This window comes from Providencia sp. PROV223 (assembly GCF_028479245.1).
Lineage (GTDB): Bacteria > Pseudomonadota > Gammaproteobacteria > Enterobacterales > Enterobacteriaceae > Providencia > Providencia rettgeri.
The window spans coordinates 68388-93602 of sequence record NZ_JAMPNG010000004.1; the positions used below are offsets into that span (position 1 = coordinate 68388).

The window sequence follows — 25215 nt, forward strand, 5'->3', positions numbered from 1 at the left end:
GAAAGGTAGTTATGAATAATACGTTAAAAATAGAGTGTAAAAAACACTCTATTTTTCGTATTAAAAAATTGCATTTATTAATAACATTGGCGAAATCTCAAACAAGGTTGTCAAATCTGCATAAGCAAGGCGCTTTTTTCATCGATAAGATATTTTCTCAATGACTGATGAGGAATTTTCTGTGGAACTGCTTCTGTGCTTATTTGGCTTTATTTCGGGGATCACCACCGCACTATTTGGTTTTGGTGGCGGCTTTATCACCGTTCCACTGTTATATACGCTAATTACTTTAGTATGGGGGCCACAAAGCGATGCAGGAACCGTGGCAATGCAAATTGCAGTGGCAACATCCACTTGCGTGATGATTTTTTCATCAACATTATCAAGTCGCGCTCATTATTTAAAAGGAAATCTCAGCTGGCCAATTATAAAGCCATTTATTATCCCTATTTCAGTGGGGGGGATATTTGGAGCGATTGTGGCGTTATCGGTAGATAATGCATTAATTCGTTGGATATTTATTGGCTATCTCATCATCACTATTTTAGATTGTTTTATTCGTCCCGGTTTTATGAAGACAGAATCTACGGGGATACAACTCTCTCGTGGTGGTATTTTTGCAGATACTCCGATTGGTGTGGTGATTGGCGCGGTAGCGGCATTTTTAGGTGTTGGTGGCAGTGTGATGACTGTTCCATTAATGCGGCGCCGTGGTGCCAGTATGATCCAAGCCGCTGCCTTTGCGAATCCATTGACATTACCAATGGCGATCACGGGTACATTAACCTATTTTTATTTCGCTATTGATAAACACATTGACCTCGGATCGGGCTTTCTGGGGATGATCTATATCAAAGGGGCATTAATTTTAATTGTGACATCGTGGCTAGGGATACGTTTTGCTTCTTTATTAATGCCTTACCTTAGCGATAAACGTCATGCCCAAAGTTATCCACTACTGTTACTCGTGGTTTTAGCTGTTATGTTACTGGTTTAAAATCGCGTATTTCGGTAGGCAAAAATGAGGTTTTTGTCCTAAATTCCTTCTGATCATCGCTTTTGCCGCACTTGGCGCAATCAAACGGTTGTTTCCTGATTGATTATGGTAGAATATATTTAGTTACTACACGCTTTTAGCGCGCTTTTGGCATTGAGGAATGATGACAATGAATGAGGCAGATGCTCGCCCAACAAATTTTATCCGTCAGATCATAGATGAAGATCTGGCGACCGGAAAACACACGTCAGTGCATACGCGTTTTCCACCTGAACCGAATGGCTATTTACATATTGGTCATGCGAAATCAATCTGCTTGAATTTTGGCATTGCCAAGGATTATCAAGGCCAATGTAATTTACGTTTTGATGATACCAACCCTGTAAAAGAAGATGTCGAATACGTTAACTCGATTCAAGAAGACGTTAAATGGCTTGGTTTTGAGTGGAGCGGTAATGTTCGCTATTCCTCTGACTACTTTGATACCTTGTATCAATATGCAATTGAGCTGATCAAAAAAGGCTTAGCTTACGTTGACGAGCTCAGCCCAGATCAAATTCGCGAATATCGTGGAACATTGAAAGAGCCGGGTAAAAATAGCCCATACCGTGAGCGCCTTATTGAAGATAACTTAGCATTATTCGAAAAAATGCGTGCGGGTGGCTTCGAAGAAGGAAAAGCGTGTTTACGTGCGAAAATCGATATGGCATCCCCATTTATGGTGATGCGCGACCCGGTTTTATATCGCATTAAATTTGCGGAACATCACCAATCTGGCAATAAATGGTGTATTTACCCAATGTATGACTTCACGCATTGTATTTCTGATGCATTAGAAGGTATTACACACTCTTTATGTACCTTAGAATTCCAAGACAACCGTCGTTTATATGATTGGGTATTAGACAATATCACCATTGATTGCCATCCACGTCAGTACGAGTTTTCTCGTCTGAATTTGGAATACACGGTGATGTCTAAGCGTAAATTAAACCAATTAGTCACTGAAAAACACGTGCATGGTTGGGATGACCCTCGTATGTTAACCATATCAGGCTTACGCCGCCGTGGTTATACTGCAGCCTCTATCCGTGAATTTTGCCAACGTATTGGTGTGACAAAACAAGACAACAACGTTGAAATGGCCTCTTTAGAGTCCTGTATTCGTGATGATCTGAATGAGTCAGCACCACGTGCTATGGCGGTTATTGACCCAGTTCGTGTGGTGATTGAAAACATGCCAGCGGGTGAAGAGATTTTAACAGCGCCAAACCATCCAAATAAACCGGAGATGGGAACGCGCCAAGTGCCATTTAGCAATGAAATTTATATCGACCGTGCAGATTTCCGTGAGGAAGCGAACCGCCAATATAAGCGTTTAGTATTAGGCAAAGAAGTTCGTTTGCGTAATGCATACATTATTAAAGCAGAGCGTGTTGAAAAAGACGCAGATGGTAACATCACAACCATCTACTGTACTTATGATGCAGGCACATTAAATAAAGACCCAGCAGATGGCCGTAAAGTGAAAGGCGTTATTCATTGGGTAAGTGTCGCTCACGCATTACCTGCAGAAATTCGTCTGTATGACCGTTTATTCACTGTGCCAAACCCAGGTGCAGAAGACGATTTCTTATCGGTTATCAATCCAGATTCACTGGTTATTCGTCAAGGTTTTGTTGAGCCGAGCCTGAAAAATGCCGTGGCAGAAAAAGCGTATCAGTTTGAACGCGAAGGCTATTTCTGTGCGGATAACAAGTTAAGTAGTGCAGAACATTTAGTCTTTAACCGGACTGTGGGGTTGCGTGATACTTGGGCGAAACTCGAAAATTCTTAATTTGATGTCCCCGTCATACTTTGCACCACAGGGGTGTTGGCTTCATTAAGTTACTCGAGTCACATACTTATGTATGCTCACGGGATAACTTAATTTGCCGCCTACCTGTGGTACAAATTATTTAGGGGCCAGATCGAGTATTAGCACAAAAAACGCTGACAAATAAATGTCAGCGTTTTTTATAGTAATCTACAAAGCCTACAAAATCTGAAGAACCTATTTGGATTTGCTATCCACTTTTTCTTTTAATAATTCATGCAGATATTCATTCGCGGAAGTCACATTACCTTGCGCATCTTTAACTTGATACTCTTCGCCAGTAATGGACGATTTTGAAGCTACGTTATCAATAAACTGTTCTACAGTTTTGAGACGTTTTTCTGTTTTACGCAGTTTTAATCGCAAATGAGACTCTGCGTCAGCGGCAGAATATTCAGTGCCATTACGTGTAAAAGTAAGGTTTTGTTGTTTACCAAGCTCAGCTAATAATGATTCAGTACGCATTTTTTCTTCAGGGCTTAACGCAAGGGCTTGAGTAGTCACAAAAACACTTAAAAAAAGGACTAAAGCAGATGAAAAACGGTTTGATAGTTGGGCTGTGAGTGATTGCACGAATTTCTCTCCATAGAAAAAAGGTGAGTAAATTATAAGCAGTCTTTTAATTTAAACTATCGGTAAGATTCCTAGAATTCAATAAATGGTCATCTGTTAAGGCATAAACCGATAACCAATTCCTGTTTCGGTTAATAAGTGAATAGGGCGTGCTGGATCATTTTCTAATTTTTGCCGTAGATGGCCCATGTAGATGCGTAAGTAATGATTATGTTCCACATAATTAGGCCCCCAGACTTGCAGTAATAAGTGCCTCTGAGTTAATACTTTACCGCTGTTAGCCACGAGTTCACTGAGTAAACGAAATTCAATCGGGGTTAGATGAAGTTCTTCATTTTGTTTGGTCACGACACGATTAATAAAGTCGATGGTAATATCCCCAAACTGGCATTTTGAGTTTTCTTGAGTGGCTTTGCCGAAGCGCCGTAAAGCCACTCTAACTCGAGCCAGTAACTCACTAATTCCGAAGGGTTTTGTGAGGTAATCATCAGCACCTGCATCCAATGCTGCCACTTTTTGTGATTCTTCTTCACGAGCGGATAAAACAATAATCGGAATACTACTCCACTGACGTAGATCACGAATTAAATCAAGCCCATCACCATCGGGTAAGCCAAGGTCTAAAATTAACAAATCAGGTTGTCGCGTACCGGATTCAATGAGGCCGCGTTGGTAATTTTCCGCCTCAAATACCTTCCAGCCTTCACCTTCCAGCGCTAAACGAACAAAGCGGCGGATTTCTTTTTCATCTTCAACAACCAGAATTTGATGGCTAGTACTCACAATATTGTTAATCCTTTTATGTTTCTACTTCGATATCAGGTAGTTGCTTTAAAGGTAAGACAAAATGGAAACTCGCTCCACCTTTATTATTATTTTGCGCCCAAATTTCGCCTTCATGTAACTGAATAATAGCACGACAAATGGCGAGCCCTAAGCCAACTCCTGGAATTGCGGACTCTTTTTGCGCCCGAGAAAATTTATCAAAAATGGTTTTTTCTTGTCCGTTTGGAATCGCATTGCTGGCATCCCATATTTCAATATGAATTTTTTGCCCTTCAACTGTAGCTCGAATACCAATCGGGGTATCGTCATGACTGTATTTTACGGCATTTTCTAATAGGTTGATTAGCACCCGTTCAATCAAGTTAGCATCACAATAAAGTAGTAAGTCTGCTGGAATATCAATTTCTAAAGGATGGCTGTGTAAGGTGTAATCTAAGGTTCTAACAGCACTACTGGTAATTTCTTGCAGTGATTCCCACGCTAAATTGGGCTGAATACTGCCAGATTGTAAGCGAGCCATATCCAGTAAATTATTCACCAAGCGCGAAGTGCTAAGTACTTGCTGGCGCATTTGGTTCACTTGTTCTGTTAGTGGTGATTTTTCCGCAGACAAATTCAACATTAAGATTTCGGTTTGGCCGAATAAAACGGTGAGCGGTGTTTTTAGGTCATGAGACAGTGCGGCAAGTAAGGAGTTTCTTAGTTGTTCTCGTTCAATATCTAATTTGGCTGATTCAGCTTGTTTTGTCAGCTGCAGACGTGCAAGAGCACTCGCAATCAGTCCTGTAAAGGTTTGCAGCATGCGTTGCTGTTCTGGGATCAATAACTGGCGCATGTTTCTTGGTTCAATGGCAAGAACGGCAAGGGTTTGATCGGCAGTGGTGATAGGTTGCAATTGATAGGGAACGCTTGGTAGTGTATCCGTACCAGCACCGGCGGGTTGCCGCTTATCAAAACACCATTTAGCAATGGCTTTATCAATCAGCATTTCACTGTGGCCTTCACATTTTAATGGTGATAACTGGTCGTTTTCATCGGGGAGCAGTAAGCAGCTTTTGGCTTGAAATGCATTATTAAGGAAATGGTACCCAGTTCTCCCAATATCATCAGTCGTGATAGCTTGTCCTAATTCTTTTGTCATTTCATATAGGTGACGTGTTCGCTGCTCTCGATACCGAGCGATACGAGCTTGGTAGCGCATACCTGCAGTTAAATTCCCCACAACAACCCCCACAATTAGCATCACTGTAAACGTGACTAAATATTGCATATCCATGATAGCAAGGGAGAAATGGGGTTGAACAAAGAACAGGTCAAAACTGATCACGTTGACCAGAGCGGCGAAGACAGAGGGGCGTCGGCCATAAAATAATGCGATTAACACGACACCTAATAGATAGAGTGTCACGAGGTTGGCTTTATCGAGGGCCAATAAAAAGGTGCGCGAAAATAAGGTGATAGCAGCACACATCACAATAGCCATTAAATAGCCATTCATATCCGATCGCCATTTTTCAGAGAACGGCTTTCTTTCTGGTTCTTTGTCCCACTCACTTTTCTCTTCAAGTGCGACGATCACTAAATCCAGATCAGGGCCGAGCTTACCAAGACGATCGGCAAAACCGGGACGTAAATTGAGCTTAAACCATTTGTTTACTTTATTACGCCGACCAATCAATATCTTCCCTAAATTATGTTCTCGGGCATAACGTAATATCGCTTTTTCTTCCGAAGGGTCGGATAAAGTTGCTGTTTCTGCACCTAAGTCTTGAGCAAGACGCAACGCTTTTAAGATAGCTCTACGCTGGGTTTCAGGTAGCTGATGAAGTGAGGGAGTTTCAACATAAACAGCATGCCAGACACTACCGAATTTTGCAGCAAGTCGTGCGGCAGTACGGACTAATTTTTCATTTCCGGTATTATGGCCAATGCATAGCAAGAGCCCATCGCGAGTGTGCCATACGGGGGCTTGGCCTTTACCATCACGAAATTCACGCATCTGGTCATCAACCCGGTCAGCAGTACGCCGAAGAGCCAGCTCACGCAGTGCAATTAAGTTTCCTTTGCGGAAAAAATGCTCAATAGCGCGTTCGGCTTGCCCCGGTATATACACTTTGCCTTCTTTAAGGCGTTGTCGTAGGTCGTCAGGAGGAAGATCAACTAATACCACCTCATCAGCTGCATCAAAAATATGATCTGGAACTGTTTCACGTACGCGAATACCTGTAATACTTCCCACGATGTCATTCAGGCTTTCAATGTGTTGAACGTTGATGGTTGTCAGTACGTCAATTCCGGCATCAAGGAGTTCTTCGACATCTTGCCAACGTTTAGGGTGGCGGCTGCCATGGGGGTTACTAAATGCTAATTCATCCATTAAAATTATGGCTGGATGCCTAGCAATTGCTGCGTCAATATCGAAACCATTTAGGCGGCGACCGTGATGAGTTATGCGCCTAGGTGGCAACAGAGAAAGGCCGTCAAGTAGCGCGGCCGTTTCTTCTCTTTCATGGGTTTCTACTACGCCAATCAGCACATCTAGCCCTTGAGCTCTGAGTCTCTGTGCTTCTTGCAGCATGGCATACGTTTTTCCAACACCAGCACAGGCACCGAAAAAAATCTTTAATTTGCCACGCCCAATTTCATTGGCTTTGACCAAGAGTTCATCAGGGTTAGGGCGAATAGGTTCTTGATTGTCCATCACAGCCCCTAGTGAGTTTGACTGTTTATTTGTTGTTGATATTCATCAAGTGCTAAGTTCAGTTTTAGCACATTAATGACGGGTTCACCTAAAAAGGGCAACAATGCCTGTTCAGTATGCGTTTCTATCAATGATTTTACTGTATCTAATGGAATTTGCCTGCTTTTTGCAATACGTGGAGCTTGGTATAACGCTGCATCAATAGAAATATTGGGGTCTAAGCCACTGGCGGAAGACGTGAGTAAATCTACTGGGATGGCATTACCTGCATCGGGGTTCTCTGCGCGCAGTTGTTCGCTACGCTCTGCCATCGTTTGTTGTAATAATGGGTTACTGACAGCCAAATTACTTCCACCAGAAGCTAAGGTATTGTAGGGGATATCGACAGTTGCTGAGGGGCGACCGTGAAAATAGCGAATATTACCCACATTTTGCCCGATTAAGGCAGAACCAACAATGCGCTCATCTTGTGTGAGTAAAGAACCGTGAGCCTGCCAGGGAAAAAAAATATTAGCGAGGCCAGTCACCATTAATGGGTAAGCAATACCTGTAAAAATGGTGAGTATAAATAACATAATCATCGACGAACGGATCATATTCATAATCAATTCCTTATATTCCAAAGAGACTAATAAGCAGATCAATCAGTTTGATCCCAACAAATGGCACAATTAACCCGCCTAAGCCATATATGCCTAAATTACGTTGCAATAATGATTGAGAGCTCATTGGCCGATAATTGACCCCTTTAATGGCGAGGGGAATCAAGAAGATAATAATCAATGCGTTAAAGATAACCGCAGAGAGGATAGCGGATGCAGGTGAGTGTAATTGCATAATATTTAACGCATTTAGCTGTGGCCAAGTCACTGCAAAAGCGGCAGGGATAATGGCAAAATATTTAGCAATATCATTAGCAATACTGAAGGTGGTTAATGAGCCACGGGTCATTAGCATTTGTTTACCAATATGCACCACTTCAATCAGTTTGGTTGGGTTGGAGTCTAAATCCACCATGTTACCGGCTTCTTTTGCGGCTTGGGTACCTGAGTTCATTGCGACTGCGACATCCGCTTGCGCGAGTGCTGGCGCATCGTTGGTGCCGTCACCGGTCATAGCAACTAAGCGACCCTCAGATTGATATTGGCGGATCAACGCCAGTTTGGCTTCTGGTGTCGCTTCTGCAAGAAAATCATCGACGCCTGCTTCGGCTGCAATTGCGGCTGCTGTTAAATGGTTATCTCCGGTGATCATCACCGTTTTGATGCCCATACTACGCATTTGGGCGAAGCGTTCTTTCATGCCCCCTTTGACGATATCTTTTAATGCTACGACACCTAAAACCGTTTTATTATCAACCACCACAAGTGGCGTTCCGCCTAAATGGGCCACTTTTTCGACCAGTTGATCCGCTTCGACAGGAAATTTACTGTGATTGGCTTCGATATAACGGCGGATGGCATCCGCAGAGCCCTTGCGGATCATTCGCTCGCCAATATTGACACCACTCATACGTGTCATTGCGGAGAAAGGAACAAAAGTTGCATTCAGGGCATGAATATCTCTTTCACGTAAATTAAATTTTTGTTTTGCCAAGACCACAATACTGCGTCCTTCTGGGGTTTCATCCGCTAAAGACGATAGTTGTGCGGCATCCGCCAGTTGCTGCTCTGTAATACCTGTTAGCGGTAAAAATTCAGAGGCTTGGCGGTTTCCCAGTGTAATGGTCCCCGTTTTATCAAGTAATAGAACGTCGACATCACCTGCTGCCTCTACAGCACGGCCGCTGGTGGCAATTACATTTGCTCCTAGCATGCGGCTCATCCCTGCCACACCAATAGATGAAAGTAAGCCACCGATGGTTGTTGGAATTAAGCACACTAATAACGCTATTAACACTAAAATAGAAACGGCACTGCCTGCGCCTGCATGCTCTGCGGCAAAAACGGTGAATGGGTACAAGGTGGCACAAACTAACACAAAGATAATAGTCAGTGCAGTTAATAAAATAGTGAGCGCGATTTCATTGGGGGTTTTACGGCGTTGTGCGCCTTCAACCATGGAAATCATTCTATCTAAGAAGGTTTCACCGGGATTGACGGTACACTCGACTATCAGCCAATCGGAAAGTACGCGAGTTCCGCCTGTCACTGAAGAGAAATCACCACCAGATTCGCGGATCACGGGAGCGGATTCCCCCGTGATGGCACTTTCATCCACGGAAGCACCACCTTCGATGACTTCGCCATCGCAAGGAATGGTTTCTCCGGCACGGATCAACACAATATCGCCTTTACGTAACTGATCTGAACTCACAATATCTTGGTTCGCCTCCAATGAGGCCGAAGCTAACCGTGTGGCACTACTTTGTTGCTTTACGCCTTTTAAGCTTTGAGCTTGTGCTTTACTTCGCCCTTCAGCAAGCGCTTCTGCAAAGTTGGCAAAAATAACCGTGAACCACAGCCAAAGGGTGATCATTCCGCTGAACCAAGCACTGCCTTGTGTGTAACCCGTTACCATCGCTAACCAGAGTAACGTGGTGATAATACTGCCAATAAAAACTACAAACATGACTGGGTTACGCCATTGTGCTTGTGGTGTACATTTTTTGATAGATTCAATAATGGATTGTTTAATTAATTGATTATTGAATAATTTAGTTTGTTTGTTTTTCATTTTTTTTTCCTCATTATCCGGCAAAACCAATGTGTAATTGCTCAGCGATAGGGCCTAATGCAAGAGCGGGTACAAAGGTCAGTGCGCCAATGAGAAGTACGGTGAAAACCAGTAAGCCAATAAATAATGGGCCAGTTGTCGGCAATGTGGCATGGCTTTTGGCTTGGGGTTTCTTATTGGCCATGGAACCTGCGATAGCCAAGACAGGAAGAATGACACCAAAGCGGCCTATAAACATCGTAATGGCAAGTAGCACATTGTAAAACGGAGTGTTAGCGCTGAGCCCAGCAAAAGCGCTACCGTTATTATTAGCCGCAGAAGAAAAGGCGTATAACACTTCACTAAACCCATGCGCTCCAGGGTTTAAAATTCCTGCACGGCCCGCTTCGGTTATTAATGAAAGAGTGGTACCAAGTAGCACTAAGGTTGGGGTGACTAAAATCGCCAGTGCCACCATTTTCATTTCTCGAACTTCGATTTTTTTACCGAGGTATTCAGGCGTACGACCAATCATAAGTCCAGCAAGGAAGACAGCGAGTAGCACAAACAGCAACATACCGTATAAGCCGGAACCAACGCCACCAAAGACCACTTCACCAATTTGCATTAACCACATCGGTACCATTCCGCCCATTGCGGTAAAGGAGTCATGCATGGCGTTAACTGCTCCGCAAGATGCGGCAGTGGTAACGACAGCAAACAAAGCGGAACCAACAATCCCAAAGCGGCTCTCTTTTCCTTCCATATTGGCAGAGCTAGTGGCATGTAGTTCGGTTAAAAATGGGTTTCCCACATATTCAGCCTTAACCACAACGATGGCGGCAACCACAAAAATGATCCCCATAACCCAGAGTAAAGTATGGCCTTGTTTGTTGTTACCAACTGCACGACCAAAAGCAAAGCAAAGTGCAGTAGGGATCAGGAAAATAGCAAACATTTGCACAAAATTACTCAGTGCGGTTGGGTTTTCAAAAGGATGTGATGAGTTAGCGCCAAAGAAGCCGCCACCATTGGTGCCGAGCAATTTTATCGCTTCTTGGGAAGCTACTGGCCCCATCGGCAATAGTTGTTCACTGTTATCTAAAGGGTGAATAAGTAAATAACTGGAATAATTTTGAATAACCCCTTGGCTGACAAAAAATAATGCAAAAATAATCGCTAAAGGAAAGAGTAAATACACCGTAATTCGGTAAATATCTAACCACGCATTACCGACAGTTTTACTACCATGGTGTGAAAAAGCGCGAATAATTGCGAAAGCAACGGCAATACCTGTCGCTGCGGAAAGGAAGTTTTGTACCGTCAACCCGGCCATTTGGCTCAAATAACTTAATGTATTTTCGCCGCTATAAGCTTGCCAGTTAGTATTAGTAATGAAACTAACGGCGGTATTAAAGGCTAAATCCCAGCTCATCCCTTCAAAGTGTTGAGGGTTAAGGGGCAAACGGCCTTGGCAGATTAAGATAACGAATAATAAAATAAAACCTAAAAGATTAAATAATACAATCGCTAAGGCATATTGTTTCCAATTCATCTCAGCCATGTCTCTTCCTGGCTGTTTGACTCCGGTTAAACGCCAAAGTAAGGACTCACTGCTTGCTAACCGATGAGGTATATCATTGTCGATTAACCGAGCAATAGCATTGCCTAAAGGCTTTGCTAAGATGAATAAGAACAGTAAAAAACTACCTAAAAATAGCAATGTGGTGGTAGTCATATCAGAAATCCTCCGCGTTAAGCAGAGCATAAATCAGATACGTCAGCAGTAAAACAACGAGAACTGCCCCAATAATGGAAAGTAATGACACAGTATTTTCTCCTTATTATTTCCATGTGATAAGGCTAAAGAGTTCGCTGTAAAGAAGCTGATAAAAAGCACGGGTAGGGTGTAAAAAAAGTATAAAAATGGCTGTTTATTTAGCAAAAATAGAGAGCTTAATAGAGAAAGCGGCGTACGGCCTTGCTTGTTAAATTATTGTGATTTAAATGTATAATTAAAACATTGATTGGTTAAAAAATGTAATAAAAATACGGAATGAGCAGATTTTTTAGAAAAATTTACAGATTAAGTGGTCAGATGAGTAGTTTTATTACACAATTTGCGATATCCTATCTACAGTCAATATATTTCATATTATCTGTCTGATTTTAGTCGCTCTTTACTACTGTGTTAATGGGAAATGTGTGTTAATGGGGAATGATAGAGCAAAGCTGGAATCGACAAATAAAGTGGCAACTGAAGGAGGATACCGATGTCCACATATCGCGAATATTCCCGTAATCAGGTACTTGCACGCCGCACTGCCGCTGTAACAGCTGGCATTATTGCGTTTCCGGTTATGGTTTTTTATCCAAAAAGAGCAAAGTTTTATAGTCATTTACATAAGGTTTGGGCAAAAACCAGTGATAAACCTGTTTGGCTAGAACGTTCAGAAACAACCCTAGAAGGCCATCGTTAATTTAGTGCTTAATGGTGAGTAATAACCCCTGCAATATTGAATTGTGGGGGTTTTGTTTTTAATCCCGCCTATTTTTATTCTATATACTTCAAATAACACAGAAAAAAATCATGTTTCCGTTTATGCTTATTGATTATCAGTCAATTACGTTCAAACTGGTGGATAAACCGTTTAGCTGTGCAGTAAAAAGGACAACATAATGCATAACTTAAGATTAGAAGAAATCATTAATGACGAATTGAAAGTTAGTGAGTTCCAAGATTTTGCACCGAATGGATTGCAAGTTGAAGGGCGACCACATGTACATAAAATCATCACCGGTGTGACAGCTTGCCAAGCATTATTGGATGTTGCCGTTGAAAAGAAAGCCGATGCCATCATTGTTCATCATGGCTATTTTTGGAAAAATGAGCCCGCCATTATCAAAGGAATGAAGAGAAATCGCTTAAAAACATTATTAGCGAATGATATCAACCTGTATGGTTATCACCTTCCATTAGATGCACATCATCAATTAGGTAATAATACCCAGCTTGCCTATATTATGGGGGTGCAGGTAAATGGCCAAATCGACCCATTAATGCCATTTGGTTTTTTTGATCAACCGATTACTCCTTCAGAATTAACGTCTCGTTTAGAAACTCGCCTTGGTCGTAAAGTCTTACATTGTGGTGATAATGCAAAAGAAGAAATTCGTCAAATCGCATGGTGTACAGGGGGAGGGCAAGGCTTCATCCTACAAGCGGCTGAATTTGGTGTAGATGCCTTTGTAACAGGGGAAGTTTCTGAACAAACCATTCATATAGCAAGGGAAATGGGGATCCATTTCTACAGTGCAGGGCATCACGCAACGGAACGTTATGGGATTAAAGCGCTGACTAAGTGGCTTGTAGATGAACATGGGTTAGATGCGGAGTTTATCGATATCGATAACCCTGCCTAAATTCTCGTCATATTTCGAACTGTGGCTGTGTTGGCTTCACTCGGCTACTTGGGTCACATACTTTTGTATGCTCCCCAAGATACCCTTATTCGCCGCCTAGCCACAACTCGAACTATTTAGAGAATTAAATTTTTGCCGCCTTTTACATCAAAGCGTTGTTGGCTGCATTCACGAACCCTAGTCACATACTTGTGTATGTTCCTAGGGCTTCACTCTTTTGCCGCCTAGCGGTGATTCGAAATACTTAGAAGATTTATAATCTATTGAAAATAAAAATAAAAATAGCTATTGGGTTCGGTATTTTAACGATGCGAAAACCAATACTGCACTTGAAATAGTTAACACTAAACCTAAGTGCTGGCTCCAACCTGCAACCATCAAACCAATGGCGAGCCCGATGTAGTAAAATAACCCTAAAATGGCGCCGGCGGTGCCTTTTTGCTCACCATAACGGTTTAATGCATGGGCAAGTATGTTCGGGATCGCAATTCCATAACCAATAACAATGCCAATAACGGGTAAAACAAACCAAATTGAATCCATTAGCACAAAAACCAAACAACCACTCACCAATGAAATGAGGCTGGCAAGCTTAACAAGTTGTTCAGATGTGTGTTTTTTAGCCAATAAATAGCGATTTGATATCGAACCTAAACCGACTCCAAGTGCTAATAAAATCCCAGTTAATCCAAACTGTTGTTGAGTGAGCATTAATTGTTCAAAACTGAATGGTGCCAGCTGATAATAGCTAAATAAATTAATGTTGAAAAATGCTATCAAGATCACATTTCTAACAATTTCTTTATCTGCGATCATGCGTAAAAATGTCTTAATAAATGAGATATGAGTCACGGTTTTAGGCTTAGTCTCGGGTAAACGACAGATTGACCAGAGAAAAAGCACCACAGCTAAAATCGCTAAGCCGATAAAAACGGTTCGGTAACCGCCAAAATTAACGAGTCCAGCACCAGATAACATCCCTAAAGCAGGGCTGATAGCCAAAGCAACGCCCATAATAGAGAAAACTTTTGCTAATTCATGGCCTTGGTAGCTATCGCGCATGGCGGTTTGTGTACCAATTGAACCTACGGCAGCGCCAAAGGCTGACAACATTCTCATTAGTAATAATAAATAAAAATGTGTGACAAATAACGCGCCAATAGACGCAATACCATATATCAATAAACCCGCCAGAATCGTCGGGCGGCGCCCTAAGGTGTCACACATACGCCCCCAAAACACCACGCCTAATGCAAAAGCAAAGAAATAAAGCGACAGCGTTTGTGAAGCTTGTTCCGCATTTACTGAGAAAGCACTAGCGATATCAGTGAGTGCGGGGCTGTATATGGTCTCCACAATTTGTGGAAACATCATCAAGGCAACAGCAAGCCATAATGAAAGAGGGTGTTTCATACTTTTTTTCCTGCCAATCTACTAAAAATAAAAGGTCTAATTAGATACAACGATTCAATGGCAGGCAGTTTAGTGTTATTTTTATTGTCTTATTACAATAATAAAGACTATAAATATCAAAAAAGAGACATTATGGCTTGGCTAAATCAAACAGATGAATTTCAAACTCACTGGTACCGCTCGCCAGTATTGGGAATTGCAGCAAAAATGGGGCAGCATGACTCTGGCTTTCATAAACATGAAATGGGACAACTTCTTTTTACACAACAAGGATGTATACGAATTTCACTGGAAAATCGTTTGTCTTTACTTCCTCCGGGAAGGGTGGCTTGGATCCCACCATTTGTTCTTCATCGGGCTCAAATGCGGGCATCAGTGGGTTACCGTTCGGTTTATTTAGCGCAAGAATACGCTGACAGAATAGGGAATGAAGTGATGATATTAAGCATTTCATCCTTATTGAGAGAAGTACTTGAACGTATTGCGATTGCGCCATTTGATAGTGATTGGCAACAAGGGAATTTAGCTAATTTATTGCCCGTATTTATCGATGAGTTACAAAGTGCAACTTTAGAGCCAACACTGCTACCATTACCGCAAGATAGGCGTTTTAAAGGGGTTGATATCGAACAATTACCTCCAAATTTAAACCAATTAGCACAAACTGTTGGGGCGAGTGAGAAGACGATTACCCGGATTTTTTTTAAAGAAACAGGAATGAATTATCAAGCATGGCGTCAACAATGGCGTTACATTAAAGCGATTGAATTACTCGCACAAGAAAAACCCTATCACTATATTACTCAAGAACTTGGTCTAACAAGCGATAGCGCATTTATTAGTTTTTTCCGTAAAATGAGTGGGATGACACCAAGGGAATATCAACAACAGTAAGTTAAACAACTTCGGTAAACAAAAATGAAAAAAGCCCCGAAAATTCGAGGCCTTAGCATGTGTAGGGGTAGATTTAATTAAATATTATTTTTTTGCTAATTCTGAGTTGAATTCACGTTTATCATAACCCGTGTACAACTGACGAGGGCGAGCAATTTTCAAGCCGTCATCGTGCATTTCATTCCAATGTGCAATCCAGCCAATAGTACGTGCAATGGCAAAAATAACAGTAAACATTGAAGAAGGAATACCCATTGCTTTCAAGATGATACCTGAATAGAAGTCAACGTTCGGGTACAGTTTTTTCTCAATGAAGTACGGGTCGTTTAATGCGATACGTTCCAGCTCCATTGCGACTTCCAGCAAACTGTCATTCAGGCCAAGTTCGTTTAGAACTTCATGGCAAGTTTCACGCATTACTGTTGCACGTGGGTCATGGTTTTTATAAACACGGTGGCCGAAGCCCATTAAGCGGAAAGAGTCATTTTTGTCTTTAGCGCGCTCGATAAATGCTGGGATGTGCTCGACGGTTTGGATTTCTTCCAACATACGCAAGCAAGCTTCGTTAGCACCACCATGAGCAGGCCCCCACAGTGATGCAATACCCGCTGCGATACAAGCAAATGGGTTTGCACCAGATGAACCCGCAGTACGAACTGTAGATGTTGAGGCGTTTTGCTCGTGGTCAGCGTGCAGAATCAAAATACGATCCATTGCGCGCTCTAAAACAGGATTAACCGTGTATTCTTCACAGGGTGTAGAGAACATCATGTGCAAGAAATTACCCGCGTATGACAGGTCATTACGTGGATAAACAAAAGGTTGGCCAATTGAATATTTGTAACACATCGCTGCAACTGTTGGCATTTTTGACAGCAGGCGATAAGCCGTAATTTCACGGTGACGTGGGTTGTTAACATCCAACGCATCGTGATAGAACGCGGCTAATGCCCCCGTAACACCACATAAAACGGCCATCGGGTGTGAGTCACGGCGGAAACCATTAAGCATGCGTGTAATTTGCTCATGGATCATTGTATGGCGAGTCACCGTATTTTTAAATACGTCATATTGTTCTTGAGTCGGTGCTTCACCGTATAGCAGGATATAACAAACTTCGAGATAAGAGGCTTCAGTGGCGAGTTGATCGATAGGGAAACCACGGTGCAACAGAATGCCTTGATCACCATCGATATAGGTGATTTTTGATTCACAGGATGCAGTAGAAGTAAAACCAGGGTCGTAGGTAAAGAACCCTTTAGAACCTAAAGTTCGGACATCGATAACGTCTTGACCAATCGTTGGGCTTAAAATATCTAGGTCAATATCACCCTTACTACCAGTCGTTAGCTTAGCTTTGTTATCAGCCATTACGGTCTCCTTAGCGCTTGATAATCGACACCCAACAACCCAGAAGCTCAGCGTTATACTGTGTCTTCGTGCATTGTTCTACCGGTATGCTTTGGAAATCAGCTCGCTATCACATAAAACCTGAAATCTGAGACCGACGACAATGTAATTAGGTTGTTTATGAGTGTGTAGATGTTATGTTCTTTTTGTTGTTTTCCCTACAATATCATTATTTGTGGTAAGAGGAACAACTTTCATAACTTTTGTTATTAATACCCATCATAGTTCAAATTGAAGAGTATTTAACATTGCAACATTCACGTTTTTTCTTTTCCGATGAAGGGTAAACAGCACCGTTAAGATAATTCTGCCAGACCTATATGTAAGATAAATGTTGAATCATTGTCAAATAAGATAAGCACATTTATACAAAATGTTTAAATCGTGATCCTTCTCACTGTTCGGGCTAAATGTCTCCAAACATTTTGTGTGGGAATTGTAATGGCATTGTGAAGACTTTATACTAGCGGCAGGTCTCCGGATTACCCTGTAGTAGGAGTTCCCAGCGTGATCAGTATGCAACTTTATTTAAACATGATGGATTAGAGTTTGTGTTAAGTTGCATTTTGTACCCCTGTCGCTGTCTGATTTCCACCCCAGGTCCGGAGGATGGAAAATAATAAAGAGCTGTGTGGGCAAAATTGTGAAAAAACAAAGACCTGTCAACCTTGATTTGCAGACGATTCACTTCCCGATCACTGCAATATCTTCGATCTTGCACCGTGTCTCTGGCGTCATTACTCTCATCGCAGTTGGTATTCTGCTTTGGTTGTTAGGGACATCTCTCTCCTCTCCAGAAGGTTTTCAATACGCGTCTGAAATAATGACTGGCTTTTTTGCTAAGTTCATTCTTTGGGGCATCTTGACTGCTTTGGCTTACCACATCTGTGGTGGTATTCGTCATATGCTAATGGATTTCGGTTGTGTTGATGAAACGCTTGCTGCTGGTAACTCATCTGCAAAAATTACATTTGTCATTACCGTGATTTTAGCAATTCTGGCGGGGATTTTAGTATGGTAAGTAATGCTTCAGCTTTAGGCCGTACTGGTATCCAGGACTGGCTATTAATCCGTGGTTCTGCGATTGTCATCGCACTCTACGTACTCTACATTGTTGGTTTTGTTGCTATTAACGACATTACCTATGAAGTCTGGCGTGGCTTTTTCGCCTCTTCTGTGACGAAAGTATTCACAATCCTCACCTTGTTCTCGATTCTTGTCCATGCGTGGATTGGCATGTGGCAAGTGCTGACTGACTACGTTAAACCTTTAGCAATTCGTTTAGTATTGCAGCTGGCTATCGTTGTAGGTCTGTTGGCTTATTTAATTTACGGAACAATTGTTGTGTGGGGTGCATAAATGAATCTGCCAATCAGAGAGTTTGACGCTATCGTTATCGGTGCGGGTGGCGCAGGTATGCGTGCCGCATTACAAATTTCACAGATGGGCCTATCTTGCGCACTTCTGTCAAAAGTCTTCCCAACCCGTTCTCATACGGTATCAGCACAAGGCGGTATTACTGTTGCTTTAGGTAATACTCACCCTGATAACTGGGAATGGCACATGTACGATACTGTGAAAGGTTCCGACTACATCGGTGACCAAGATGCGATTGAATATATGTGTAAAACAGGGCCAGAGGCTATCCTCGAATTAGAGCATATGGGGTTGCCATTCTCTCGTCTTGATGACGGAAGTATTTATCAACGCCCATTTGGTGGTCAGTCTAAAAACTTCGGTGGTGAGCAAGCTGCACGTACTGCAGCTGCGGCTGACCGTACTGGCCACGCACTGTTACATACTTTGTATCAGCAGAACTTAAAAAACCACACCACCATTTTTTCTGAATGGTATGCCCTTGATTTAGTTAAAAACCAAGATGGTGATATCGTAGGTTGTACTGCAATTTGTATGGAAACAGGTGAGCTGGTTTATTTCAAAGCGAAAGCCACTATTTTAGCAACCGGTGGTGCTGGTCGTATTTACCAATCAACTACTAACGCACACATCAATACGGGTGATGGCGTAGGGATGGCTGCTCGCGCAGGTGTTCCACTACAAGATATGGAAATGTGGCAATTCCACCCAACAGGTATCGCAGGTGCGGGTGTTCTCGTCACTGAAGGCTGCCGTGGTGAAGGTGGTTATCTGTTGAACAAAGACGGTGAACGCTTCATGGAGCGCTATGCGCCGAACGCAAAAGACCTTGCGGGTCGTGATGTTGTCGCACGTTCTATCATGATTGAAATCCGTGAAGGTCGTGGTTGTGATGGTCCATGGGGCCCACATGCCAAACTGAAACTGGATCACTTAGGAAAAGAAGTTCTGGAATCACGTTTACCGGGTATTCTTGAGTTATCTCGCACCTTTGCTCACGTTGACCCAATCAAAGAGCCAATTCCAGTTATTCCTACTTGTCACTACATGATGGGCGGTATTCCGACTAAAGTCACTGGTCAAGCTATTCGTTATAACGAAAACGGCGAAGATGAAGTTATTCCGGGTCTGTTTGCTGTCGGTGAAATTGCCTGTGTATCTGTACATGGCGCTAACCGTTTAGGCGGTAACTCACTCCTCGACTTAGTCGTATTTGGTCGTTCAGCGGGTCTGCATTTGAAAGAGTCCATCATGGAACAAGGTTCAATGCGTGATGCGTCTGAATCTGATATCGATGCAGCGATGACTCGCTTTAACCGTTGGGAAGGTGCTCGTACTGGCGAAGACCCAACTGAAATCCGTAAAGCACTGCAAACCTGTATGCAGCATAACTTCTCGGTATTCCGTGAAGGTGATGCGATGGCGAAAGGCTTAGAAGAGCTGAAAGTGATTCGTGAACGTCTACAAAACGCGCGTCTTGATGATACCTCGACTGAATTTAATACTCAGCGTATCGAATGTTTAGAACTGGATAACCTGATGGAAACGGCTTATGCAACTGCTCAAGCTGCAAACTTCCGTACAGAAAGTCGTGGTGCGCATAGCCGCTTTGACTACCCAGAGCGAGACGATGCGAATTGGTTATGTCATTCATTATATTTACCGCAATCTGAAACGATGACGCGTCGTGAAGTCAACATGCAGCCAAAACTGCGTGAAGCCTTCCCACCGAAAATTCGTACCTACTAATGCGTGGTGTTAATCCAGTTGCGGAGAAATAAACTATGAAATTACAATTTTCGATTTATCGCTACAATCCTGATGTGGACAACGCACCTCGTATGCAAGATTACACGCTAGAAGTTCCTGAAGGGCGTGACATGATGTTGCTGGATGCGTTAATCCAAATCAAAGAGCAAGATCCAACATTATCCTTCCGTCGTTCTTGTCGTGAAGGGGTGTGCGGTTCTGATGGTCTGAACATGAACGGTAAAAACGGGTTGGCATGTATTACGCCATTATCTGCTTTAATCCGTGGTGGGAAGAAAATTGTCATTCGTCCATTGCCGGGTCTGCCTGTTGTGCGTGACCTGATTATCGACATGACACAATTCTATACCCAATACGAAAAAATTCGTCCATATCTCATTAATGATAACAAGAATCCACCGGCGCGTGAGAATTTACAAACTCCTGCACAACGTGAAAAACTCGATGGTTTATATGAGTGTATTTTATGTGCTTGTTGTTCGACTTCTTGCCCATCTTTCTGGTGGAATCCGGACAAGTTTATCGGGCCTGCAGGCTTGTTGGCAGCGTATCGTTTCTTAATTGATAGCCGTGATACTGAAACCGATTCACGATTAGATGATCTGAACGACGCTTTTAGTGTCTTCCGCTGTCATAGCATCATGAATTGTGTCAATGTATGCCCTAAAGGACTAAATCCAACGAAAGCTATTGGTCATATTAAATCTATGTTACTAAAACATAGCGCTTAATGATGAATATTTAACCCGCAGTGCTCAGGTGCTGTGGGTTAAAATGGAAATAGCACAAAATAAAAACATAAGTTAAAAGAAACGCGTAAAGTAAAAACAATGACATGATTTTAATGCGCGGAAGCTCACAAAAGCGCGAAAACGAAATACCAACAATGAGCATCAGAAAGTAACATTGTCACCCATAAAAAGTAGTATTTATTAAAACGTTGTCATTACAAAAGCGTAAAAAAGTGAAAGCAAAGAAAGTAACAGTAAAAAGTAGAAAAAATAGCCAACTGCAAAAGATGAAGACGACAGCCCAAGCATAGGGGCCTTTAAAAACCGCAGCCAGTTTTTAAAGGTTCCTTAAAAGGGAAACCCTTACTGATAAAGGGCCTCCCAAAGAGAGAACATGCATAAAGCACGTCCAAGAGAACCTTTATCGAGGTCGCTTAAATGCGGCGATTAGTTAACCACGGCGAAAACTAAAGCTTTAAAAGCTTAAGGGATCACAATGCAGAACGGCGTAATGAAGGACTGGCTGGATTCAAGCTTTCTGGCAGGCGCGAACCAGACTTATATAGAACAGCTCTATGAAGATTATCTGACTGACCCTAACTCTGTCGATGCCGAGTGGAAAGCAATTTTTGAGCAACTCCCTGGTGCAGCATTAGGCACTAGTGGCGAACAATTCCACTCCCAAGCGCGCGATTACTTCCGTCGCTTAGCAAAAGACTCTACACGTTATCACACCTCTGTTAGCGATCCAGCTATCGACGCAAAACAAGTTAAAGTTTTGCAATTAATCAATGCGTTCCGCTTCCGCGGGCACCAAAATGCGAATCTTGACCCGTTAGGTCTTTGGAAACGTGAATCTGTTCCAGATTTAGACCCAGCATTCCACAACCTGACGAAAGAAGACTTCAACGAAACATTCAACGTGGGTTCATTTGCTATTGGCAAAGAAACCATGAAGCTTAGTGAGCTATATGAGCACCTGAAACGTATTTATTGCGGTTCTATCGGTGCTGAATATATGCATATCACGAATACAGAAGAAAAACGTTGGATCCAACAACGTCTTGAGTCTGTTGACGTTTCTAAGATCTTCTCAGTAGAAGAGAAAAAACGCTTCTTAGCTGAATTAACCGCGGCTGAAGGGCTTGAGCGTTACATTGGGGCTAAATTCCCAGGCGCCAAGCGTTTCTCATTGGAAGGTGGTGATTCACTGATCCCAATGCTGAAAGATTTAATCCACCACGCAGGCAAGCAAGATACCCGTGAAGTTGTTTTAGGTATGGCTCACCGTGGTCGTTTAAACGTTTTAGTTAATATCTTAGGTAAAAAACCGGGCGAATTATTTGATGAATTCGCGGGTAAACATAAAGACCACTCTAGTGCGGGTGACGTTAAATATCACCAAGGTTTCTCTTCTGACTTTGAAACCGCAGGCTCTCGTGTTCACTTAGCATTGGCATTTAACCCATCTCACCTTGAAATTGTTAGCCCTGTGGTTATTGGTTCAGTACGTGCTCGTCGTGACCGTTTAGATGAAGGCCGTAGCAACATGGTTCTGCCTATTACTATTCACGGTGACTCCGCAGTAACTGGCCAAGGTGTTGTGCAAGAAACGTTGAATATGTCACAAGCACGTGGTTATGAAGTCGGCGGTACGGTGCGTATCGTAATTAACAACCAAATTGGTTTTACCACTTCTAACCCGAAAGACACCCGTTCTACAGAATACTGCACAGATATCGTGAAGATGGTGCAGGCCCCAATTTTCCACGTGAATGCAGATGACCCTGAAGCAGTGGCATTTGTAACTCGTTTGGCACTGGATTTCCGTAACACGTTCAAACGCGATGTTATGATTGATTTAGTATGTTATCGCCGCCATGGCCATAACGAAGCGGATGAGCCAAGTGCAACTCAGCCAGTGATGTATCAAAAAATCAAGCAGCACCCAACACCACGTAAAATTTATGCAGACCGTTTAATTGCAGAAAATGTGTTAAGTGCTAATGATGTCACTGAAATGGTCAATCTGTATCGCGATGCGCTAGATGCAGGTAACTGTGTGGTTGAAGAGTACCGTGAAATGGGTCTGAATTCATACACATGGGCTCCATATTTAAACCATGAATGGGATGCATCATATAAATCAACCGTTGATATTAAACGCTTAACTGAACTGGCAACTAAAGTTAGTACCATTCCAGAGGGCGTGGTTGCGCAATCTCGTGTTGAGAAAATTTATGCAGACCGTGCCGAAATGGCGAAAGGTGAAAAGCTTCTCGACTGGGGTGCAGCTGAAACTTTAGCGTACGCAACATTGGTTGATGAAGGTATTCCTGTTCGTTTATCGGGTGAAGATGCGGGCCGTGGTACATTCTTCCACCGTCATGCAGTGGTCCACAACCAAACGAATGGTTCAGTTTATGTTCCACTGCAAAATATTCATAATGGCCAAGGCGTGTTTAATGTTTGGGACTCTGTTCTGACTGAAAATGCCGTATTAGCATTCGAATATGGTTATGCAACCACAGAACCTCGTGCATTGACTATCTGGGAAGCACAATTTGGTGACTTCGCTAACTGTGCTCAAGTGGTTATCGACCAATTCATTAGCTCTGGTGAGCAAAAATGGGGTCGTATGTGTGGTCTGGTCATGTTACTGCCTCATGGTTATGAAGGTCAGGGTCCAGAGCACTCATCTGCACGTTTAGAGCGTTACTTGCAACTGTGTGCTGACCAAAACATGCAAGTGTGTGTTCCGTCAACACCTGCTCAGGTTTACCACATGTTACGTCGCCAAGCCTTACGTGGCATGCGTCGTCCTCTGATTGTGATGTCACCAAAATCTCTGCTACGTCACCCATTAGCGGTCTCTAGCATGGAAGAATTGGCAAATGGTACATTTGAGCCAGTTATCGGTGAAATCGATGAAATCAATCCGAAAAATGTGAAACGCGTCGTTATGTGTTCAGGGAAAGTCTATTACGATCTGTTAGAACAACGTCGTAAGAATGAACAAACTGACGTTGCTATCGTGCGTATCGAACAGCTATATCCGTTCCCACACGAAGACATTCAAAAAGCGTTGGCGCAATTTACTGATGTAAAAGACTTTGTATGGTGTCAAGAAGAGCCATTAAACCAAGGTGCTTGGTATTGCAGTCAACATAACTTCCGTGAAGCTATCCCAGCAGGGGCAACTTTACGTTATGCAGGTCGAGCTGCTTCTTCATCTCCAGCAGTTGGCTATACGTCCGTACACCAGGAACAACAAAAAGCCCTGGTTAATGACGCTTTGAACATTGAATAATTAAAGGATAGAAAATGAGTAGCGTAGAAATTCTTGTTCCCGATCTTCCTGAGTCCGTTGCAGATGCTACGGTTGCCACATGGCATAAAAAACCAGGTGACAGTGTTCAGCGTGATGAAGTACTGGTTGAGATCGAAACAGATAAAGTCGTATTAGAAGTTCCTGCAAGCGAAGCGGGTGTTTTAGAAGCTATCGTTGAAGATGAAGGTGCAACGGTATTATCTAAGCAATTACTGGGGCGCATTCGTTTAGGCGACAGCACTGGTATTCCTGCTGAAGTGAAAGAAGCACAAGAATCAACACCTGCACAACGTCAAACTGCAAGTCTAGAAACAGAAAGCAACGATGCGCTGACCCCAGCTATTCGCCGTTTAATTGCAGAGCACGATTTAAACCCTGCGGATATCAAAGGGACTGGCGTTGGTGGACGTTTAACTCGCGAAGATGTTGAAAAACATTTAGCGGCAAATAAATCTGCGGCACCTGCGGCGAAAGCACCAGAAGCGCCACAAGCGCCTTTAGCGCATCGTAGCGAAAAACGTGTTCCAATGACGCGTTTACGTAAACGTATCGCAGAGCGTCTGTTAGAAGCGAAAAACACCACTGCAATGTTGACGACGTTTAACGAAGTCAATATGCAACCAATCAAAGACTTACGTAAACAATATGGCGAAGTATTCGAAAAACGTCATGGTGTTCGTTTAGGCTTTATGTCTTTCTATGTGAAAGCTGCTGTTGAAGCACTGAAACGCTACCCAGAAGTGAATGCTTCTATCGATGGCGATGATGTGGTTTACCATAACTATTTCGATATTAGTATTGCAGTTTCAACACCACGTGGTCTGGTAACACCTGTTCTACGTGATGTCGATGCAATGAGCATGGCTGATATCGAGAAGAAAATTAAAGAACTGGCTGTCAAAGGTCGTGATGGTAAATTAACTGTTGAAGACTTAAGTGGCGGTAACTTCACTATCACTAATGGTGGCGTATTCGGTTCTCTGATGTCTACACCTATCATTAACCCACCACAGAGCGCGATTTTAGGCATGCATGCGATTAAAGACCGCCCTATGGCTGTAAATGGTAAGGTAGAGATTCTTCCTATGATGTATTTAGCACTGTCTTACGACCACCGTTTAATCGATGGTAGTGAGTCAGTTGGCTTCTTAGTCGCTATCAAAGATATGCTGGAAGATCCAACTCGTTTACTGCTGGACGTATAGCAACATAACAGGGCAGGGTACAACTTGTCCGGTCTGAAGTAACCGATGCAGCCCGTTCGCGGGTTGCTAAATC

At 42.8% G+C, this 25215-nt stretch carries 20 protein-coding genes; 11 read left to right on the forward strand and 9 right to left on the reverse strand.

All coding sequences use genetic code 11. The features are described 5' to 3' along the window. Positions 1 to 181: 181 nt before the first annotated feature. Entirely contained in the window at positions 182 to 997 is an 816-nt protein-coding gene (locus PR767_RS06630; RefSeq protein WP_272520035.1) for a sulfite exporter TauE/SafE family protein, read from the forward strand. A gap of 169 nt (positions 998 to 1166) precedes the next feature. Next, positions 1167 to 2834 (forward strand): glutamine--tRNA ligase, encoded by a 1668-nt coding sequence (glnS, locus tag PR767_RS06635; RefSeq protein WP_004909016.1) that lies wholly within the window; start codon positions 1167 to 1169, stop codon positions 2832 to 2834. Between the two features lie 216 nt (positions 2835 to 3050). On the opposite strand, the gene PR767_RS06640 is transcribed toward glnS, so the two are convergent. The 7 genes from PR767_RS06640 to kdpF all read right to left on the reverse strand — a co-directional run bounded on the left by PR767_RS06640 (position 3051) and on the right by kdpF (position 11417). Then, the gene (locus PR767_RS06640) at positions 3051 to 3446 is read right to left on the reverse strand and encodes a DUF5329 family protein (protein WP_109912835.1); all 396 of its coding nucleotides are present in this window, start codon (positions 3444 to 3446) and stop codon (positions 3051 to 3053) included. Between the two features lie 96 nt (positions 3447 to 3542). Then, positions 3543 to 4229: a two-component system response regulator KdpE gene (gene kdpE, locus PR767_RS06645; protein ID WP_004909034.1), complete on the reverse strand. Its 687-nt coding sequence runs from the start codon at positions 4227 to 4229 to the stop codon at positions 3543 to 3545. A gap of 16 nt (positions 4230 to 4245) precedes the next feature. Beyond that, positions 4246 to 6933 (reverse strand): two-component system sensor histidine kinase KdpD, encoded by a 2688-nt coding sequence (gene kdpD / locus PR767_RS06650; protein WP_196718943.1) that lies wholly within the window; start codon positions 6931 to 6933, stop codon positions 4246 to 4248. A gap of 8 nt (positions 6934 to 6941) precedes the next feature. After that, the gene (gene kdpC, locus PR767_RS06655; protein WP_109912833.1) at positions 6942 to 7535 is read right to left on the reverse strand and encodes a potassium-transporting ATPase subunit KdpC; all 594 of its coding nucleotides are present in this window, start codon (positions 7533 to 7535) and stop codon (positions 6942 to 6944) included. A gap of 10 nt (positions 7536 to 7545) precedes the next feature. Beyond that, complete coding sequence (gene kdpB, locus PR767_RS06660; protein ID WP_109912832.1) at positions 7546 to 9609, reverse strand: potassium-transporting ATPase subunit KdpB; 2064 nt, start codon at positions 9607 to 9609, stop codon at positions 7546 to 7548. 13 nt (positions 9610 to 9622) lie between these two features. Then, positions 9623 to 11326 carry a potassium-transporting ATPase subunit KdpA gene (gene kdpA, locus PR767_RS06665; RefSeq protein WP_109912831.1) on the reverse strand — a complete coding sequence of 568 codons (1704 nt, stop codon included), beginning with the start codon at positions 11324 to 11326 and terminating at the stop codon, positions 9623 to 9625. A gap of 1 nt (position 11327) precedes the next feature. Next, positions 11328 to 11417 carry a K(+)-transporting ATPase subunit F gene (kdpF, locus tag PR767_RS21245; RefSeq protein ID WP_071524535.1) on the reverse strand — a complete coding sequence of 30 codons (90 nt, stop codon included), beginning with the start codon at positions 11415 to 11417 and terminating at the stop codon, positions 11328 to 11330. A 444-nt stretch (positions 11418 to 11861) separates the two neighbouring features. On the opposite strand from kdpF, the gene PR767_RS06670 reads away from it, so the two are divergent. Beyond that, positions 11862 to 12068: a YbfA family protein gene (locus PR767_RS06670; RefSeq protein ID WP_004909050.1), complete on the forward strand. Its 207-nt coding sequence runs from the start codon at positions 11862 to 11864 to the stop codon at positions 12066 to 12068. A 199-nt stretch (positions 12069 to 12267) separates the two neighbouring features. After that, entirely contained in the window at positions 12268 to 13011 is a 744-nt protein-coding gene (locus PR767_RS06675) for a type 2 GTP cyclohydrolase I (protein ID WP_004909053.1), read from the forward strand. Positions 13012 to 13296: 285 nt separating this feature from the next. Here PR767_RS06675 and PR767_RS06680 read toward each other — a convergent pair whose 3' ends face one another. Beyond that, the gene (locus PR767_RS06680; protein ID WP_109912829.1) at positions 13297 to 14424 is read right to left on the reverse strand and encodes a multidrug effflux MFS transporter; all 1128 of its coding nucleotides are present in this window, start codon (positions 14422 to 14424) and stop codon (positions 13297 to 13299) included. Between the two features lie 132 nt (positions 14425 to 14556). Between PR767_RS06680 and PR767_RS06685 the strand changes: the two genes are divergently transcribed. Next, positions 14557 to 15318: an AraC family transcriptional regulator gene (locus PR767_RS06685; RefSeq protein WP_117162219.1), complete on the forward strand. Its 762-nt coding sequence runs from the start codon at positions 14557 to 14559 to the stop codon at positions 15316 to 15318. Between the two features lie 84 nt (positions 15319 to 15402). Here PR767_RS06685 and PR767_RS06690 read toward each other — a convergent pair whose 3' ends face one another. Beyond that, positions 15403 to 16689, reverse strand: coding sequence for a citrate synthase (locus tag PR767_RS06690; RefSeq protein WP_004909058.1), 1287 nt, complete (start codon positions 16687 to 16689; stop codon positions 15403 to 15405). A gap of 670 nt (positions 16690 to 17359) precedes the next feature. Here PR767_RS06690 and sdhC point away from each other — a divergent pair. The 6 genes from sdhC (at position 17360) to odhB (ending at position 25142) form a co-directional block, all read left to right on the forward strand. Then, on the forward strand, positions 17360 to 17749 hold the full coding sequence (gene sdhC, locus PR767_RS06695; protein WP_004909059.1) for a succinate dehydrogenase cytochrome b556 subunit: 390 nt from the start codon (positions 17360 to 17362) through the stop codon (positions 17747 to 17749). After that, on the forward strand, positions 17743 to 18087 hold the full coding sequence (gene sdhD, locus PR767_RS06700; RefSeq protein ID WP_004909064.1) for a succinate dehydrogenase membrane anchor subunit: 345 nt from the start codon (positions 17743 to 17745) through the stop codon (positions 18085 to 18087). The genes sdhC and sdhD overlap by 7 nt, the downstream gene beginning before the upstream one ends. Continuing rightward, entirely contained in the window at positions 18088 to 19854 is a 1767-nt protein-coding gene (gene sdhA, locus PR767_RS06705) for a succinate dehydrogenase flavoprotein subunit (RefSeq protein ID WP_004909067.1), read from the forward strand. Between the two features lie 35 nt (positions 19855 to 19889). Then, a complete protein-coding gene (locus PR767_RS06710) occupies positions 19890 to 20606 on the forward strand; it encodes a succinate dehydrogenase iron-sulfur subunit (protein WP_004256824.1) in 717 nt (238 codons plus the stop codon). 496 nt (positions 20607 to 21102) lie between these two features. Beyond that, positions 21103 to 23916 carry a 2-oxoglutarate dehydrogenase E1 component gene (sucA, locus tag PR767_RS06715; protein WP_004909072.1) on the forward strand — a complete coding sequence of 938 codons (2814 nt, stop codon included), beginning with the start codon at positions 21103 to 21105 and terminating at the stop codon, positions 23914 to 23916. 14 nt (positions 23917 to 23930) lie between these two features. After that, the gene (gene odhB / locus PR767_RS06720; protein WP_004909074.1) at positions 23931 to 25142 is read left to right on the forward strand and encodes a 2-oxoglutarate dehydrogenase complex dihydrolipoyllysine-residue succinyltransferase; all 1212 of its coding nucleotides are present in this window, start codon (positions 23931 to 23933) and stop codon (positions 25140 to 25142) included. Positions 25143 to 25215 lie beyond the last annotated feature (73 nt).